Origin of the sequence: Photobacterium rosenbergii, from assembly GCF_033022775.1 — a bacterium.
Taxonomy (GTDB): Bacteria; Pseudomonadota; Gammaproteobacteria; order Enterobacterales; family Vibrionaceae; genus Photobacterium; species Photobacterium rosenbergii_A.
In genome coordinates this window covers 728,515-744,922 of sequence record NZ_JAWJZI010000001.1, presented here as the reverse complement: position 1 = coordinate 744,922, position 16,408 = coordinate 728,515, and the positions used below count along the sequence as shown (strand labels likewise).

General features: G+C 45.3%; 15 protein-coding genes. 11 read left to right on the top strand and 4 right to left on the bottom strand.

Translation table 11 applies throughout. The annotated features are described in order from the left end of the window. Positions 1 to 38 precede the first annotated feature (38 nt). A complete protein-coding gene (locus R2X38_RS03435; RefSeq protein ID WP_317520693.1) occupies positions 39 to 590 on the bottom strand; it encodes a hypothetical protein in 552 nt (183 codons plus the stop codon). Further along, positions 587 to 1,564: a DHH family phosphoesterase gene (locus R2X38_RS03430; RefSeq protein ID WP_317520692.1), complete on the bottom strand. Its 978-nt coding sequence runs from the start codon at positions 1,562 to 1,564 to the stop codon at positions 587 to 589. The genes R2X38_RS03435 and R2X38_RS03430 overlap by 4 nt, the downstream gene beginning before the upstream one ends. Before the next feature lie 304 nt (positions 1,565 to 1,868). Here R2X38_RS03430 and R2X38_RS03425 point away from each other — a divergent pair, with 304 nt between their 5' ends. From R2X38_RS03425 to gltS, 10 genes are all read left to right on the top strand, one after another. After that, positions 1,869 to 3,674 carry a caspase family protein gene (locus tag R2X38_RS03425; protein WP_317520691.1) on the top strand — a complete coding sequence of 602 codons (1,806 nt, stop codon included), beginning with the start codon at positions 1,869 to 1,871 and terminating at the stop codon, positions 3,672 to 3,674. A 32-nt stretch (positions 3,675 to 3,706) separates the two neighbouring features. After that, positions 3,707 to 4,369 carry a hypothetical protein gene (locus R2X38_RS03420; protein ID WP_317520690.1) on the top strand — a complete coding sequence of 221 codons (663 nt, stop codon included), beginning with the start codon at positions 3,707 to 3,709 and terminating at the stop codon, positions 4,367 to 4,369. After that, positions 4,369 to 5,343: an LPP20 family lipoprotein gene (locus R2X38_RS03415; protein WP_317520689.1), complete on the top strand. Its 975-nt coding sequence runs from the start codon at positions 4,369 to 4,371 to the stop codon at positions 5,341 to 5,343. The genes R2X38_RS03420 and R2X38_RS03415 overlap by 1 nt, the downstream gene beginning before the upstream one ends. A gap of 23 nt (positions 5,344 to 5,366) precedes the next feature. After that, on the top strand, positions 5,367 to 6,590 hold the full coding sequence (locus R2X38_RS03410; protein ID WP_317520688.1) for a murein transglycosylase domain-containing protein: 1,224 nt from the start codon (positions 5,367 to 5,369) through the stop codon (positions 6,588 to 6,590). A 9-nt stretch (positions 6,591 to 6,599) separates the two neighbouring features. After that, on the top strand, positions 6,600 to 7,052 hold the full coding sequence (locus R2X38_RS03405; RefSeq protein ID WP_317520687.1) for a hypothetical protein: 453 nt from the start codon (positions 6,600 to 6,602) through the stop codon (positions 7,050 to 7,052). Positions 7,053 to 7,061: 9 nt separating this feature from the next. After that, on the top strand, positions 7,062 to 7,850 hold the full coding sequence (locus R2X38_RS03400; protein WP_317520686.1) for an ETEC_3214 domain-containing protein: 789 nt from the start codon (positions 7,062 to 7,064) through the stop codon (positions 7,848 to 7,850). 16 nt (positions 7,851 to 7,866) lie between these two features. After that, entirely contained in the window at positions 7,867 to 9,402 is a 1,536-nt protein-coding gene (locus R2X38_RS03395; protein ID WP_317520685.1) for an LPP20 family lipoprotein, read from the top strand. Between the two features lie 22 nt (positions 9,403 to 9,424). After that, positions 9,425 to 10,870, top strand: coding sequence for an ankyrin repeat domain-containing protein (locus R2X38_RS03390; protein WP_317520684.1), 1,446 nt, complete (start codon positions 9,425 to 9,427; stop codon positions 10,868 to 10,870). Positions 10,871 to 11,043: 173 nt separating this feature from the next. Continuing rightward, a complete protein-coding gene (gene trpB / locus R2X38_RS03385) occupies positions 11,044 to 12,267 on the top strand; it encodes a tryptophan synthase subunit beta (RefSeq protein WP_317520683.1) in 1,224 nt (407 codons plus the stop codon). A 198-nt stretch (positions 12,268 to 12,465) separates the two neighbouring features. Continuing rightward, complete coding sequence (gltS, locus tag R2X38_RS03380) at positions 12,466 to 13,692, top strand: sodium/glutamate symporter (RefSeq protein WP_317520908.1); 1,227 nt, start codon at positions 12,466 to 12,468, stop codon at positions 13,690 to 13,692. Positions 13,693 to 13,773: 81 nt separating this feature from the next. Here gltS and R2X38_RS03375 read toward each other — a convergent pair whose 3' ends face one another. After that, positions 13,774 to 14,334 (bottom strand): mechanosensitive ion channel family protein, encoded by a 561-nt coding sequence (locus tag R2X38_RS03375; protein ID WP_317520682.1) that lies wholly within the window; start codon positions 14,332 to 14,334, stop codon positions 13,774 to 13,776. After that, positions 14,334 to 15,269 (bottom strand): zinc transporter ZntB, encoded by a 936-nt coding sequence (locus R2X38_RS03370; RefSeq protein ID WP_317520681.1) that lies wholly within the window; start codon positions 15,267 to 15,269, stop codon positions 14,334 to 14,336. Before R2X38_RS03370 ends, R2X38_RS03375 begins: the two co-directional genes overlap by 1 nt. 136 nt (positions 15,270 to 15,405) lie before the next feature. On the opposite strand from R2X38_RS03370, the gene R2X38_RS03365 reads away from it, so the two are divergent. Further along, a complete protein-coding gene (locus tag R2X38_RS03365; RefSeq protein WP_317520680.1) occupies positions 15,406 to 16,389 on the top strand; it encodes a transporter in 984 nt (327 codons plus the stop codon). The last annotated feature ends 19 nt before the right edge of the window (positions 16,390 to 16,408 follow it).

Genomic DNA, 16,408 nt, shown 5'->3' with positions numbered 1-16,408 from the left:
AGTGCAAAAAAGATGTATTGAGTTGAGTCATTCCTCAATTAGCTGATTGCAATCACCGCCGCCAGTCCTGAACCCGCCCGAGGGGAGGTACTAAAGCATAAATACGCCGTCCCCGGAAACAAGGCACTGATTTGGTTGGATGTCTGGCGATATTCATCCAAGCACTGGCTATCGAGCAGTATCACGCCGCCGACTAGGCTTTCGTTGCACTCGCGAAGGTAGCTGAACAGTTCTGGTAGATCATAAAACCCCAGTAACCGCTTACCCATTTGCTGCAATGTCCGGAAGTCAGCAATGTCGACGTTATTTGGCATTGAATGGCCTATCAGTTTTTCCTTTACCGTAACCAGTAGCTTCGTCGCGCTTGCTGGGTCTTCAGGTGTGTTGCTCAGCAAGATGTTGATATTACTGACCACATCGGTTTCTGGTATGGCTTCGGCTTCTGGATGCCATGACAATATCGCATCAACCGACCCGTTTGCTGGCATCTGGCTGTTGATATCCTCAACCATACGTTCTGGCCACCATGCCTCAGGTGCAGACAGCGCAATGACAACTTGCATACTTTCTATGGAAGGTTCAAATATCATTGGCTCAGCTCTACTTGGGGCCGGAAAAGGGCATAAATGTATTCGGACTCTTGCGCAAGCTGGAAGTGTTCATTAATCACCCCACCGGCCATGTGAGCATGACCACCACCAAACCCGATACCTGAATCATTAAGCACTCGCTTTACGATAGCGGCCACATTGTTACGTTGGCATTCAGAGCGTAGAGATATAAAGGTTTTATCCCTGTTCCTGGCACTTAATACTACGACATCAATTTCATCGACTGACATTAAAAAGTCGCCAAGTACACCCAGCATATTTTTGGGGCAGCCTTCTGGTAGGGATGCGAAAGCACAGTTTTTCTCTCGCCTCATAGTGCTGAGCATAGAATCGAATAGGGATAACTCATGAAATTCAATTTGGTTGCGGCAAATACGGTTGACCATCTCTCTATCTGCACACTTATGGAGTTGGAGCAGGGCTTGGGTATCTGCTGGTCCCACTGCACGGGTAAAGTTTGCGGTATCAAAGGTCAGGCCAACCAATAAGGCGGTAGCGATTTTTTTCGGGATAGCAATTTGGTAGTGATTGAAATACTCAATCATTATAGTTGCCGTTGAACCATAATCAGGGCGCACGTCTTTGTACCCAACAAAACTTGGCACCGTTACCTCGTGGTGATCAATCACACCGACTTCAAGGCCAGGGAGATCGGTAACGTTCTTCTCTCCGATACACCCATCGACAACGATGATTTTGTCGTCCGGTTTGAGAGCAAGCAGATGGGATTTTGCGATAGGGATATCGAGCCAATCAATCAAGTTACGCAGAGAAATACGGTCAATAAAACCCTGGTATGTGATAAAGGGTGTTAGCCCCTTTTTCCTTAGCAGGTAAGCCAATGCAAAAGCAGAACCTATTGCATCATGATCTGGAAAGTCATGAGCCTGAACGATGACGCGGTCGTTTCCACGTAATCGTTCGATTAGCGCATCAAACTGTGTAAATGGCATCGGTGAAAATCCGTATTTGTTCATGTTTTGTGCAATAATTACCGCTTTGGCTGTGACGTTGTCACTTGTGTGTTTGACTCTTACCCTCTTATTTATGCGTACAGAGAGTAGAGGGTTCGTTTAAATGACTTATTTTGAAGGCGAATTAAACACTCTAACAAAAAATATTACAACTTTGATTCCGTATTAATAAAAATATTATTGACAGCGATCTCGTTATAAGTGCTTGGTGTTGTATTAGTTTCGTTGAATATATAAGTTACCCAAATGATGTGATATCAACCTCATATGGATAATCAATTTAATGAAGCGGAATCGTATTGTCAGTGGCTTACTGATCGCACTGTGCCCGACCGTTGCACTCGCAACCCCAAGTAATCAATTTGAGCTTTCAAATACCCTTCATGGTACGGTTTGTTCAGTCAACCCTGATGTGTGGCTGCTTGGCGGTGAGCTGAAAGTAGATGCGCCAATAAGCATTAATGGGACGCTTATTACTCGTGAAGGAAAAGAGGCGCCGCAAAATTCGCTAGCTGCGTTAAGCGGCAGTGGAAAAGAAAAAACACAGCATTACATGACAGAGGCTATCGGCTGTATTGAAAGCGATGACCCGATTGCTTTGGTCGGTGCCGTGGCTTCTTTGTACGAAAAACAGTTTACAACATTAAGCAGTGTCGATATTCCTGCGCCTATTCCGGAGCCCGACCTTCCTGAAGCGCCAGAAATCGTCAAAGATCAATTTGAGACCAAGGCGCAATTTGAAGAGCGCGTTGAAAAATTGCGTTTGCAGCGCCAGCAAGAGATTGCAGCGATTCAACAAAAGTATCGCCAACAAGTTGAAGCTCGAAACGCTAAAATCCGAGCCTTGCAGAGCAACATTGACCTGCGCAAAGAAAACCTAGACGACAAGAAGTCTCAGCTTGTTGCCCGCGCTTTTAGGGACGTGATGGGGCAACCTGTTGTTACCACGAAAAGCTACGATGCTGAAAACCAGCAAATGCATTTGTTGTTCAAAGCGTCTAACCAAAACTATCAACGCGATATCGTGCTCAATGTTCCCTTGGAGCAGGCGCGAGAGGTTTATAACAACATCGATCAGCTAGATTTGGCGCTTACCTATAACTACGACCAGCAACAACTCGAGCTGATCAACATTTCAGGTTCATATCAAGACAATGAGTTCGTGGGGGATGTGGCAAAAAGCCAATATAAACCTGAAGCCCTTTCGGTGGTTTTAGAGAGCAAAGCGGACGTTAGTGTTCCTGGTTTGGAAATGCAAAACCCCAACTTGATTGATAGCTTTGAAGTTGATTCAAGGCTATCGGTTGCTGATAACACAGCAGCCGATGAGCTGAAGAGCTTACTGGCCAATGTCACCGCTGCCGAGGCTGATTCCTCTTCGTGGTTCTTTAACCTCTCTATTGAAGACTATGCCAATTCTGATCAGGTGGCATATGCACGAAATAGTGGTGAAATCATGTCTGATGTCGCGGCTAAAGTGCTGGGTGTACCAGAACGTCATATCTACGAATTGATCGACCGTGATGCAACCAGTGGGGCAATTAAAGACAAGCTGCGTTTGATGCTCGATAACGTTGCAGAAGGTGATACCGTTTACTTCTATTACAGCGGCCACGGTATCCCAGCCATTCCAGATAACGACCCATATATTTTGCCGCAAGACAAAATCCCGGATTACGTCACGGACGATCCGTTCTTCAAGCTGGATAACGTCTACAAAACACTGTCGAGCAGTAAAGCCGGCAAGATTGTTGTCATGGTTGATAGCTGCTTCAGTGGTGCAACCGATGGTGTTTCCGTTATCAAAGGTGTCGCAGCCTCTCGCCTGGCACCGAAAAAAGTCAGTATCGACCCAGAGCGCATGGTGGTGATCACCGCTGGTCGCGATAAAGAATATTCCAACATGTACCAGGAGAAAGGACATCGCCTGTTTAGCTACTACCTCATGAAATCCATGATCGAAGGTAATCGAAATATCGATACGCTTTATCAGCAAGTGTATGACCAAGTGAAGTCGGCTTCATTTGAAATGGGTGACTTGAAGCGTCAGCACCCAACGATCACCGGTAACCAGACTATTTCACTTTAAATAATTCAAAGCATTGATTAAGGCTATTATCCATGTTTAAGAAAACCCTATTAGCAACCTCAGCTGCATTGCTTGCAACTTCCGCTTTTGCCGCTGATATCGACAACACCAATCTAGATATTGCATTTCAAGGTGCCCACTTCCAAGGCGCGGGTAATCAGGTAACCATGTTACGTGTGCCTGTCACCAATAAGGATACAGGTGAGACTCAGTTTTTTGATATGAGTGCTGAGTTTGCTGCCGATAAGGATGGCAACCTGATCTTTAAAAATATGAGTTCGGTGAAGTCGGTGGCATTTGCAAGTGCTAACCAGCTCATTCCTGGGCATTATTTAGATACTAATAATTGTAGTTGGTTTGTTGAAGGGCCTTCAGTTACTTCAAATGGTCGCTTGACTTGGAGCTTCTTTAAACCAGCTAACAATATTGGATGTACAAACTCCGATAAGCGTACAGGCCAAGTAATGAATGGACCTTTAAAAGGAAATCAATTAGCTATAACTCAAGAAGCAATTTACCAAAAAATAATTAAAAATTCTGAAAACAACCTTAATTTTGGTGTTTACAGAGGTAGTTACGTTATGTCCGCAAGCCAGAATGGTAAGACTATCGCTATTAATATTTATGATAAATATGGTTTAGATGCGAGTTGGACAATTATGCAAGCACCGAACCCAGGTAAGAAAGAAGACTAATGAAACATATAGCCTTACTGTCTGCTTTGGCTAGCTCTTGTGTTTTTGCCTCCCCATCTTGGTATGGGGAGGTGCCTTCTGATACCTCATTGAGCTATGGTTTTGGTCAAGGAAGCACCTATCAACAAGCCAAAAATATGGCCTATTACGATTTGGCAAAAACAATCGAAAGCCGTGTGATTAGCGACACCTCGTCGTCTAAAGAATACAAAGACGGCCAGCTCAGCAAATCGGCGTCGTCGTCAAAGCGTGCCATATCCGATGTCGTGTTTCGCAATAATGTTACGGTGAGTAAAAGCGAAGAGCAGGACGGGCTGTTTTATCTTGAAGTGCAATACGACCCAACCTCATTTGCCCAAAAGCTCTCTCAATGGCTAGAGCAATCGACATGCCGCTCAACCTTGCATCCGTATTGGTCGCAGGCAGCAATGCTTCAGAACTGGGTACAGCAGCATCAATGTTTGCCAAATATTGATATTGAACGCTTTGCCGGAGGGTGGCAATTAACCAATAGTGCGGGTCACCTCGTGCTGCCCGAAGCCCAGTACAATCACTTGTTTTTTAATCATCCATCCAAGGTGTTGCACATTGAGTCAACCAATACACGTCTTAAGGCTGGTGATTATTATTTTATTAAGCTAACTGCCGAGCAATCGGGGTATTTATCCTTGTTCCAGGTCTATGAAGATGGCAGTACCGGTGTTCTTATCGAGAATAAAAGGGTTACGGAAAGCGACCATATCGAGTTTCCCGATAAGAAATTTTACGACGGTATTGAAGCGCTGTTGAACCAAGGGCGAGAGACCTACGATACCAATGTTGCCTTGCTATGCCCGCAAAGAATCGATACCTCCCGGTTTGAGAAACTTGACGAATCACGCCTTTCAACGGATACCCCAGGATTTGGCTTGATACTCAAGTACCTTGACCACTGTGAGTTTGTCATGGAGAGGCTGTCGATTAGCAAAAGCTAACCGAATGAAGCAAAGGATATTAAATGAAAAACACTTTCTGGCGTTTGTCACCACTGGCGTTATTGGTATTCAGTTCATTTAGTCATGCAGACACCCTTCAGCAGGTCTGTGAACTTAAGATCGATACCGCTCAATGTCCTAGCGTGAGCCATTTTATCAGCCAACCTTTTGAAGCAAAGGACGAGTTCGAAAAGTATAAGTTATGTAGCGAAGCGCAGTATGATCTTTATAAGGTGCAAAAGAATTGCGAGTTCGATGCGTACTTGGCTAAAGCACAAAAAACCTTTGATGACTTCAAAAGTAAAGTTGATAAAAAGTGGGACGAGCCTAACTTCAGCGATCAATATTCCTGGGTGAGTTATAGCCCGTCACTTGAGCTAAAACGCGAAGTTAACTTTGAAAAAAATGTTATCAAAGTCACCACGATCGCCGGTGATACAACAACAGTTGAAGAGCTCAAAGAAGAAATTCTTGCCACGTCAGAGCTAACCATTGGTGAAGCACAGCAGGCCGATGTTTACACCTCAGCGTTGATAGAAGAAACAAAAGTCGAAGCGTTGAGTGAAGCCCCGTTACTGCCAGTAGCCCAAGACAAAGAAACGCAGGTACAAGAGCTAGAAAAAGCCTTGGAAAATGTGGTGGTCACAGAATCTGTAGACAGCAAGGGGAATAAAGTCGTAGAGGCTGAAATACGTTTTCCGCCAACATGGCTAAACCGTAAAGAGAAGCGCTTCTTTGATACTGTCGAGACGTATTCAGAGAAATACCACCTAGAGCCTGAATTTGTGCTGTCTATCATCAAGACAGAAAGTGCCTTTGACCCAACTGCGGTCTCCCGCATTCCTGCCTTTGGCTTAATGCAGATTGTCCCCAGCTCGGCAGGCCTTGACGCAACCAACTTTCTGTTCGGTGAGAAGCAATTGCTCAACCGCGAATATCTCTTCGATCCTGAAAAGAACATTGAAGTGGGCACCGCTTATATTCACCTGCTTCGCTCTCGGTATTTCAAAGGGATCGAGAATGAAGAGAGCCTTAAATATTGCGTTATTGCCGCTTACAACGGTGGGATGGGGCCTATCTACCACATGTTTGGTGGCAAACGTTCGGTTGCAATCAACAACATCAACCAGCTTCCGCCAGAAAAAGTCTTCAAGACGATTCAAGCCAAACACGCGGCTGCTGAAACCCGTAACTACTTGAAGAAAGTACACAGTGCAGAGCTGAACTACGAAAAGAATATGATTTAGGGATAAAACATGAAAAAGACATTACTGCTAACCGCCATGACAGCAATGGCGTTCCAAGTTTCTGCAGCTACAGAATTTCCAGAATGGAAAATGAATCCGCAAGCAGATTTGGATGAGGGGCTGATCGCCGGTGTATCTTGTGTTGAGAGCATGGGGGATATCACCCTGGATATGGATATCTCTGCGATGGAAGCTCGTGCATCATTGGCTGCTTCGTTGGAAGCCATGGTGCAAAAAGAGCTTGAGAGGAACAGTAACTCAGATACGAAAAAAATAAAAACGGCAGATCGCAAAGAGAAGATTATAACCACGTCGATAACGGCTAAGTCGACATCCAAACAGCTTGCCAATCAGTTGATGAAATACACTTGGGTATCCGAGTCAGTATCGGTAGAAAAAGATATTGATGAGTTCCTATGTACCCGCGTTGTTGCTCGCTTGCCTCAAATTGTTGCTGAGTAAAGGTGTGACATGAGAGAGCAAACAGCTGAAGTCGATTTAGAAACCCCCTCTGTCTCTGAGCAGGGGGAGCAAGACATTCTCGAAAAACTGAGGGAGAAAACCCCCAACCCTATTCTCGCCATTGTGGCGCTTATCATTGCTGCCGGGCAGTTCAATGATGCGATTGACATGACCAATAAAGGGTGGGACTTAGTGGTATCCAACTTCTCGGATGCGCCCTCGAATGAGCGTCTAGCGAAAATTTATATACGGGCATCCAGCGGTATTTTGGAGGAGACATTCGGCTCTCCGGTCTACACCAAGTACTCCGATGGCGAGGTGGAGATCAAGTATTACAAGGACAGTAAGTTCATCCTTTCTGCCATTACCTCCAATGGCACCATTGATGCCTTCTTGGTCTTCCCAAAGCCAGGCTTTGTTCCTGAGATAAAGTATCACGCAGGTAATGAGACCTATCTGGAAACAACCTTTGCAGATTCTTCCCTGCCAATCGATGCCGTGTCCAACATTGCTCGCAGTGGGAATTACTATATCGAAGAAGCACAAGGGGGGCGCTACGAGCTGCTTTATAACTCGGTCGGTGGATACAGTGAATATCTGTCGAGCCTGACTAAAAGCCAGCTTCAGTTGCTTGCGACCTTTAACGATAAGTTAATGATGGAAGAAGATACCAGCTCGGCGCTTGTGAGTTTACGTCAGCAAATCAAGCCTAACTTTTATGGCTACAGTGCTGTTGGCCTGACTGATTTAGTACCCGCTATCTTAACCAAACTCGAGTATGAACTAGTCACGGATTGACGCTAAAGGAATGACGATGAGAGTGCTTTATATAGTCTTGGGTGGAGCATTGATGTTTGGCTCCAAAGCCTATGCAAACAACAATGCAGTGTGCCAATTTCTACCCAAGACGGACGCACCCGACTGGGTAAGTAAAGATATTCGTGACAACGATTATTATTATGCGGTCGGTGGGGCAAGTGGAAAAACAGCTAATGGTTACCTGCTTATTAATGAGCTAATTAACCAAGCTCGTAATGATGCAATTGAAAACTTGTCCCGCTCTATTCGCAGTTCCATCAAAGTGAGTACCAAGCGAACCATTGAAAGCCAAAAAAGTGGCAAGTCCGCGGCAGAGGTTCGAAAGGAAGTTAAGCAGAAATCAGAGCTTGTGAGTCAGACTGCTTTGTCAGCCGTTATTGATGATGCGCGGTGGCTTGATACGGATAACTGCCTGTTGTGGTATCGCGTAAAAGTCAGCAAGCAAGGTGCTGACTTTGCGGTTAAGTCCTACGTCAATCAAGTGGAGCAACGGCTGACTAAGCGCATTGATGAGTTAACCAAGCGAGATATTGAGCAGATCTTATCGGATAACGGCTTTTCGCCAACAACGGCTGACGCGACCAAGGCATTACTCAATAACAGTACGGCCATCTATCGTGGCAATGAATACAATATTGCAGATTTATATCAGCAAAGTGGTTTCGACTGGCTCGAAGAGCAGCAAAATCAGGCCTTTAAAATACGTTATTCCAACAAACTGTTCTACAACGGAGTGACGGCACTAAACGTACCAATGAGCGTGATTGTCTCCGCCTCTTCGACGGAGAAAATCAGTTATGCGCTTGGCAAACTGAAATCTTACGGTGTCGACTTGAACCAAGCTGTTGTCACAATAGGTAAGCAATATAATAAGGTTATTCCGTTTGCTGAAAAGGCACAATATAACTTCCTAAACCCTCAACCTGCTATGGCCAGCTCTATCGTGCCGACAGCTCGTCCAAATGAAAGTGAGGGTAACCCCTTTGTAGAAGTAATGCTTGATTACAAAGTGAAGACACCCATGTTGTATAACTTTGTCTCTGCTAAAGAAGAGGAAGAGTTTGGGTTAATGCACGTTTTAGTGCTTGAACATCGGGTTGACCTGATAGAGCCACTCAAAGCCCTCGGTGTAGATTTAGATAAAACGTCAAAACATGGTTATACCGCTTTGGCACTGGCAATAGAAATGGATAACTTTGATTTTGCCGATGAACTACTTAAGCAACATGCTCAAATGAAGACCAATGGCTATATCGCCTTTAAAATTGCCTATTTTAAAGGTCACCTTAACCAAAATATCAACAGCTCAACCGCTTATGCCTTGCCATTTTCGCTAGAAAGGCTTCACGCGTTCGGAAGTCATGTCCCACAAAAGCAAAAAGAAAAAATAGCGAAGCAAATAAAGCGCATGGCTCCGATAACAAAGCGTACTTCGACGTACGTTACGGTTAAAGAGAACAATAGAAGTGTACTAAAAACCAAAATAACAACATTTGTAAATGGGGATCTAACGAGTGAAGTCATTCAGTAATTTCATGAGAACTGGCTCAACAATGGCGCTAGCACTGTTATTTGTACCAGCGGTAACATTGGCTGAAGTGTGCCCATTTGACGCTAGCTCAGAAAGGCCGAGCTGGGTTAGCACTTTTGGCCATAGTCAGAGTGAGATTGTGGCAGCAGGCGTTGTACAGTATGACGCTTCTTTGCATAGCTCTATTTTTGACCTACGCCAAGCCTCAGAGCAGCAAGCGATCTTAGCGATTACAACTCTGATAGAGTCTCACGTTGTCAATGAATTGCTGATGAATAAAACATTCCAAGACAAGCAGTTGATCACTGACGCGAAAAAAATAACATCACAGGTTTCTGAATATACCTTGCCTGAGGTCATCGTTAACGAACGCTGGCTTGATGCCCAAAACTGCACAATGTGGACTCAAGTGACAGTCGGGGAGGAGGTCGTTTCAGACTATATTGATGAAGTCAGTGAACTCGAATCCGTTATCGAGGATAGCCTGGACAATAGGTTACAGCTCTCTGTCAGAGAAGAATTGAATAAAAAACAGTTTTACCTTAATTACGAAGGCTTCTCCAAAGCTGTTCAATCTACCCGGTATTTGGAGATAGATGGTGTCGATAAACCGGCTTTAGCCTGGATGCTTCAGGAAGGTTTTGATCCTACTGAGCCGTCACTGGGAGAAAACGGGATCTGGGTTGAGGGTCTCGCTGTCACATTCAATCTGCCTCCTTTAGCTCTCTACTTGTTTAGCGAGGCACCGACGCAGAAGCAGGTGAAATATATTCTCGAAGCTTATCAGAGCCAGGGGATAAATGTTGACGACGTTAAAACACAGAGCCATCCCCAGCAGTTTGCCCATAGCTCTAATTACAGCGATTCTGATTATTTTATCAGTATTATCAACCAGCCAAACGCACTTGAAGCGCCATTTATGTTTTCTGTTTCTATGGCAGAAAAGCCTGAAGCAAATCGATTGAAGCTCAACAAAGAATATAGCAATAGAACGTCATTCACTGTTGGGAACTGGAATTTACTGCATATTGCTACTTTCACAAGGCGGCCTGATCTTATTGAGTTGCTGCTTGAACATGGTGTTGATCCCAACAGCAAGGATGCAGCAGGAATGAGTGCTGCTCAGTATGCCATTTGGACGCAAGATAAATCCCTTATCGAGCCTTATCTGGCACACAGTAACAAGCTTGATGATATCTACCTGACTACCACCCAGGTTCTGCTTAATAAAGCGATTTTTAGTGGTGATCAAATGCGGTTTATGGCGGCAAATTCGGGTGATAACCGTACTTTAATCGAGCTGTCGGAAAAAATTAAAGCCAAAAGTCGTGGCGATGTGAAAACCGCTCAAAGTACATTAAAGCAAAATATCCAACGTTTGGAGAGCTACTATGCCATTGAACAAAATGATGCCCTTGATGAAAATTTAAAAAAGCAGAATATTAAGATGTTGAAGAGCATTTTGTAATCTAGGGGTATTCAATTTAACGGCATTAGATATTTCGTCATTTCTAATGCTCGTTAACGAAAAAGAATCTTCAAGATCACACTTATTCCAAATACTTATCTTGTCACTATTCAACCATGGCATATAACACTTTATTATGACGGAGTGTACTCATTGAATAGGACAAGGAAGCCATGAAGAACTCGTTTGATCACGCTTTACCTAATGCTCAAGGTTATTTTGGTGAATATGGCGGCAGCTTTATTCCCGAAGAGCTGCAAAAAGTGATGGAGGAGATCACGGCAGCCTATGATGAGTGCCGCAAGGATCCCGCTTTCCAAGATGAACTTGCACGCCTTTACAAGCATTTTGTCGGGCGTCCTAGCCCTATTTTCCATGCCGAGAACTTATCGGCCAAATATGGTGCGCCGATTTACCTAAAGCGTGAAGATCTCAACCATACCGGTGCCCACAAGATCAACCACTGCTTGGGTGAAGCCCTGGTAGCTAAAAAGATGGGCAAGAAGAAGCTGATTGCAGAAACCGGGGCAGGCCAGCACGGCGTGGCACTGGCAACCGCAGCGGCACTGGTTGGCTTGGAGTGTGATATCTACATGGGTGAAGTGGATATCGCCAAGGAGCACCCGAACGTCGTTCGGATGCGTATTCTTGGTGCCAACGTGATCCCGGCAACCCATGGCCGAAAAACACTCAAGGAAGCGGTAGATGCTGCCTTTGAAGCTTACCTCAAAGATCCTATTAACCAACTATATGCCATCGGCTCGGTGGTTGGCCCACACCCATTCCCTATGATGGTGCGTGATTTCCAGTCGATCATCGGCAACGAAGCCCGCGTTCAGTTCAAGGAGATGACCGGGAACCTGCCCAACAACCTCGTGGCTTGTGTCGGCGGTGGCTCAAATGCAATGGGGCTGTTTACTGCGTTCTTGGACGATCAGGATGTGGTTATTCACGGCGTGGAACCAGCAGGCCGCTCTATGGATGAAGTCGGTGAGCATGCCGCGACTTTGTCACTGGGTGAGCCGGGCATCATGCATGGCTTTAAGTCTTACATGCTAAAAGACGAGAAGGGCGAACCGCAGGAAGTCTACTCGGTTGCTAGTGGCTTGGATTATCCGTCGGTTGGGCCGCAACATAGTTACCTTAAAGATATTGGCCGGGTTAACTACGGTACCGCGGATGATCAGGAAGCGATAGACGCTTTCTTCGAACTATCGCGTTGCGAAGGAATTATCCCAGCTATCGAATCGGCCCACGCCTTGGCCTATGCCTTGAAAATCGCCAAACAGGGTGAAACCGGGTCTATCTTGATTAACCTCTCTGGCCGCGGTGATAAAGATATCGATTTTGTGGTCGAGCACTACGGCAAAGAGTATGGCATCGAGTCGCTGCTTTAACCCTCTGGCAGACTTAATTAATTGATTAAGCCAGCGATAATTATCGCTGGCTTTTTGTTACTGGCTTTGTCTCGAAATTCAGAACACTGATTCTTGTGTGCCAGTCAGCGTTTATTGACCTTGATACGGCTATTTTTAATACAGTTTTGCTAGGGTTAATGAAAGTTATCGGAACGATAAGGGTATAACAACATGGAAATGGATTGGGTCAATGGTATTTTGAGGTTTGATTCCTTTTTTGCTGTCACCATCGGGATACTGGTGTTGTTTGTGGGCCGCCAGCTCAACAATGTATTCAGGCTGCTCAAAGAGTTCAGCATCCCCGAGCCGGTCACCGGTGGTATCTTGTTTTCGGTGATCATCGCGATTGTTTACAGCGTGTCTGATATTGCTATTGAATTTGATTTGGTCGCCCGTGATGTGCTCTTGGTGTATTTCTTCACCACCATCGGTATTAATGCCAGTCTGAAGGACTTGCTCAAGGGCGGTTTGCCGCTAGTTATCCTTCTCGCTATCACCATTGGCTATATGGTGGTGCAGAACTTTACCGGGATTGGTGTGGCCAAAGCCTTTGGCCTCGATAGCCCGGTGGGTATGCTGGGGGGCAGTGTTTCACTTATTGGTGGCCATGGTACGGCGATTGCGTGGGCACCGCGCATTTCTGAAGGTTACGGCATCTCCAATGCGATGGAGATAGGGGTAGCTTGTGCCACCTTTGGGTTGATTTTGGCCAGTTTGATGGGCGGTCCTATCGCCAAGTATTTGATCACCCGCTACGACTTGAAGCCGGAGAAAAAAGAAGCGCTGGATGTCGGGGTCGCGGATGATCAAACGAATGGCCAAATTACTGGTTTCGATTTCCTTGATGCGATTTTATCTATTCATATCTGTGTCATTCTCGGTTACATACTCAATGAGTCGATTGCTGAAATGGGCTTGCAGTTACCGCTGTTTGTCACCTGTCTGTTTGCCGGTATTGTCATGACCAATATTGTCCATAATATCGGCTTCCGCCGGATCACCGGTACCCGTTGGCCGGCAAGAAAACCTGCAGTAGCACTGATTGCCGATATTGCCTTGGGGACTTTCTTGGCGATGTCACTGATGAGCATGCAGTTGTGGACGTTGATTGATTTGGCCGGTCCGATTTTCGCCATCCTCACCGCGCAGTTTGTTGTGGCCGTTTTGATCAATATCTTTATCGTATTCCCGGCGATGGGGAAAAACTACGACGCGGCGGTGATTTGCTCTGGCTTTGGCGGTATTTCGCTTGGTTCCACACCGACAGCGATGGCAAACATGTCTGCCGTTTCACAGCGTTACGGTAACTCGCACTTAGCCTTTATCATCGTACCGCTGGTATGTGCGTTCTTCATCGACTTGGTTAATGCATTGATGATCCCGTACTTCTTGGCGAACTTCTAAATCTGCTCCAACTGATTGCCGATAGCGTTGTTAACCCCATAGGCCAAGTTCTGGTTTATGGGGTTTATAGAGCGAATGGCGTTAGCTTTTTGTTTCGCTGGAATCGTTGAGTGGGGCTATTTTTTCTTTTGTGGCTACTAACTTAGTGACCCCTTTTTGAAGGATCAGGTTGTTGGGGTAGGTGATGATATTGCCGTTGTCATGGCGAAGAATGACGTGGAACATGGTGATATCGATAATGATGCCGCTGATATCTTCATCTTTGTCTGCTACCTTGATCTTGTCGCCGATACGGTAAGGGAAAACGAAAAAAATCAGAATACTGGCCGTAAGGTTGCTCAAGATAGACCATTGCGCAAACAAGGCAACACCCAGTACCGCAAAGATCGAGGACAAAAACAGCGATATGTCACCAAAGCCAAGATCGAGTGTAATTGTAAATATCGCCACAAAAAGCACAAAAGAGATGGCGGTAAAAGACTTCACTACAAACTGGGTTCGCTGAAGAGAAACGCGTTTGTTTTTTGCTAAATTCTCAATCCATTTTCGGCCGATATGCTTAAAGATGATATAGCCGGCAACGAGTAAAATACCTAATGCTATTTGCTTTATTAACAGGTTAGAAAGAAAAAAATCTATCACTAAATGAACCTCAGTTTTTTGAGCACAATGACTTCAATTGCCACGGTGACGATAAGCCCGAAACAAAACAGAGTGAATGCCATAGGGTTTTCAATCCCGGGGATCCCTCCGATGTTGACACCTAGCAAACCAGTGAAAAAGCTTGCGGGCAGGAATATGCCAGCAATGACAGAAAATAAATAGGTATTTTTGTTCATTCTTTCCGCTTGCTGCTGGCTGACGTTGGCGAGGTAGAGATTGACCTGGTCGATATAGAACTCAATGGACTCGTTCATTCTCACGATGGTATCCAGACAGTTCTTGAAATGGTTTTTATGTCCGCTTAGCACGGGGATATCTGCATGTAGCAAATCTTCCAATACATAACGCTGAGGTTTGAGGTACCGACGAAGTCGTAATAGGCGAGAATGTATTGAGTTTAGTGATTTCCTGTCTTCGTAGGCAGTGTCGTCCATTAGGTTGAGTGTGTCTTCAACCGGGGATAAAAACTCAGAGATAATACCGTTTACGCTGTTCGCCATGGCTTGAAGCAGGTCGGGTAAACTAAGTGGCCCAGCGCCTTGCTCTAAGCGCTTTACTATGCTGGCAACGGCTTTTGAGGGGACTTTACGGGTAGAGATGAGTGCGCCCTTAAACCAAAGTATGCGCAGGCTTAACATATCATCGGGATCCGAGCCTTCGTTGAGATTGATACCGCGTAAAATAATGAGAAAGCAATCATCATTGTACATTTCAAATCGTGGCCGAGTATCATCGGCGAGAAGAGAATCTACAATTGACTCGGGGATCTGGTTATCTTCCAGCCAGCCTCTCAGTTCAGGGACATCACGCTGGCAGTGATACCAATTATCTGCAAGGAGCTTTGTTGCTTCTGGTGAATTTTGCTTTGCTGCCCCGGATGAAAAGTTCCAGCTGGAAATGATAAACCCGTTCATATTGCATCCTTTCTAATTTGATAAGTTATTAATCCGTGAATATTCCTTAACTTGCAATTCTTTTTTTATGAAGTTGCTGTCAGAGCCGTTCTAGCAATCTATATTTCAATTTATTGGGAGATTGAGGAATTAATTTATGCATGCCAATTTGGCCAATTGTTTTTGTGTGCTTAACGCAGCCTTGTTATCAATAACTGGATTGGCATCAATAGGGGGTTCTTACCAAGTATTGGCCGAGGAAGGTGCAAGTGGTCACTATCAGCCTGGAAGTCTGTGCTCAAGGATAAATAAAATCCCGCCAAGTAAATCAGTAAACATTTTTGTCGATTTGAATGAGTATGAAGGTAAGACCGATGCTGGGTTAACTGTTCCCGTGGCAGGTTTGGCGGTGGCCGATGTTAATGTTAATGATCAATCTTACTCACTGAATGTTTTCTGGAATCCAGGTGTTGAATTGAAGGGAGGCTGGCAATATGCAATGGCCATTTCGCTGCCCTATCGTTCAATCGACGTGTCTGCCAGCCCAACCAAGCTGGATTCCGGGAGTCGTCAAAGCGATAAGGATAGCGGTGTTGGAGATATAATGATCACACCCTTAATATTGTCTTACCCAATATCAGAATACTGGCAATCTGAGCTGCATTTTAATATCTACTCTCCAACGGGCAGTTTTGACGTTGGGAAGCTGGCCAATGTCGGTAAAAACTATTGGACCTTTTCGCCTGTTGCTTGGCTGCAGTATATCGAACCTGTGACCGGGCAAGAATTTACTCTGTCAGGTGGTATTGATTGGAATACGAAAAATGATGATACCGATTACCAGACAGGTACCCAACTGTATGTTGATTCCACGGTGATCCAATACGTGCCGCTGCTGTGGGGATTCACAGGGATTGGTTTGTCAGGTTACTGGTACCAACAGATCAGTGATGATTCAGGCAGCGGAGCTGTGGAGGGAGGGTTCAGAGGCAAGTCTGTTGGGCTCGGGCCAGTTGTCAGTTATCAGTCGAAATGGTCAGGAAGGCGGGTTAGGGCGGAATTAAAATGGATCAATGAGCTGGAAGTTGCAAACCGGCCAGACGGCGATTTCATTTCACTGAAATTCTCTACGCAGTTTTAGCGACACGATATACACTAAC

What these genes read in the sequence shown, in the direction of transcription:
- R2X38_RS03435 (WP_317520693.1), bottom strand. Translation starts at nt 590, where the DNA reads ATGATATTTGAACCTTCCATAGAAAGTATGCAAGTTGTCATTGCGCTG.
- R2X38_RS03430 (WP_317520692.1), bottom strand. Translation starts at nt 1,564, where the DNA reads ATGCCATTTACACAGTTTGATGCGCTAATCGAACGATTACGTGGAAAC.
- R2X38_RS03425 (WP_317520691.1), top strand. Translation starts at nt 1,869, where the DNA reads ATGAAGCGGAATCGTATTGTCAGTGGCTTACTGATCGCACTGTGCCCG.
- R2X38_RS03420 (WP_317520690.1), top strand. Translation starts at nt 3,707, where the DNA reads ATGTTTAAGAAAACCCTATTAGCAACCTCAGCTGCATTGCTTGCAACT.
- R2X38_RS03415 (WP_317520689.1), top strand. Translation starts at nt 4,369, where the DNA reads ATGAAACATATAGCCTTACTGTCTGCTTTGGCTAGCTCTTGTGTTTTT.
- R2X38_RS03410 (WP_317520688.1), top strand. Translation starts at nt 5,367, where the DNA reads ATGAAAAACACTTTCTGGCGTTTGTCACCACTGGCGTTATTGGTATTC.
- R2X38_RS03405 (WP_317520687.1), top strand. Translation starts at nt 6,600, where the DNA reads ATGAAAAAGACATTACTGCTAACCGCCATGACAGCAATGGCGTTCCAA.
- R2X38_RS03400 (WP_317520686.1), top strand. Translation starts at nt 7,062, where the DNA reads ATGAGAGAGCAAACAGCTGAAGTCGATTTAGAAACCCCCTCTGTCTCT.
- R2X38_RS03395 (WP_317520685.1), top strand. Translation starts at nt 7,867, where the DNA reads ATGAGAGTGCTTTATATAGTCTTGGGTGGAGCATTGATGTTTGGCTCC.
- R2X38_RS03390 (WP_317520684.1), top strand. Translation starts at nt 9,425, where the DNA reads ATGGCGCTAGCACTGTTATTTGTACCAGCGGTAACATTGGCTGAAGTG.
- trpB (WP_317520683.1), top strand. Translation starts at nt 11,044, where the DNA reads ATGAAGAACTCGTTTGATCACGCTTTACCTAATGCTCAAGGTTATTTT.
- gltS (WP_317520908.1), top strand. Translation starts at nt 12,466, where the DNA reads ATGGATTGGGTCAATGGTATTTTGAGGTTTGATTCCTTTTTTGCTGTC.
- R2X38_RS03370 (WP_317520681.1), bottom strand. Translation starts at nt 15,269, where the DNA reads ATGAACGGGTTTATCATTTCCAGCTGGAACTTTTCATCCGGGGCAGCA.
- R2X38_RS03365 (WP_317520680.1), top strand. Translation starts at nt 15,406, where the DNA reads ATGCATGCCAATTTGGCCAATTGTTTTTGTGTGCTTAACGCAGCCTTG.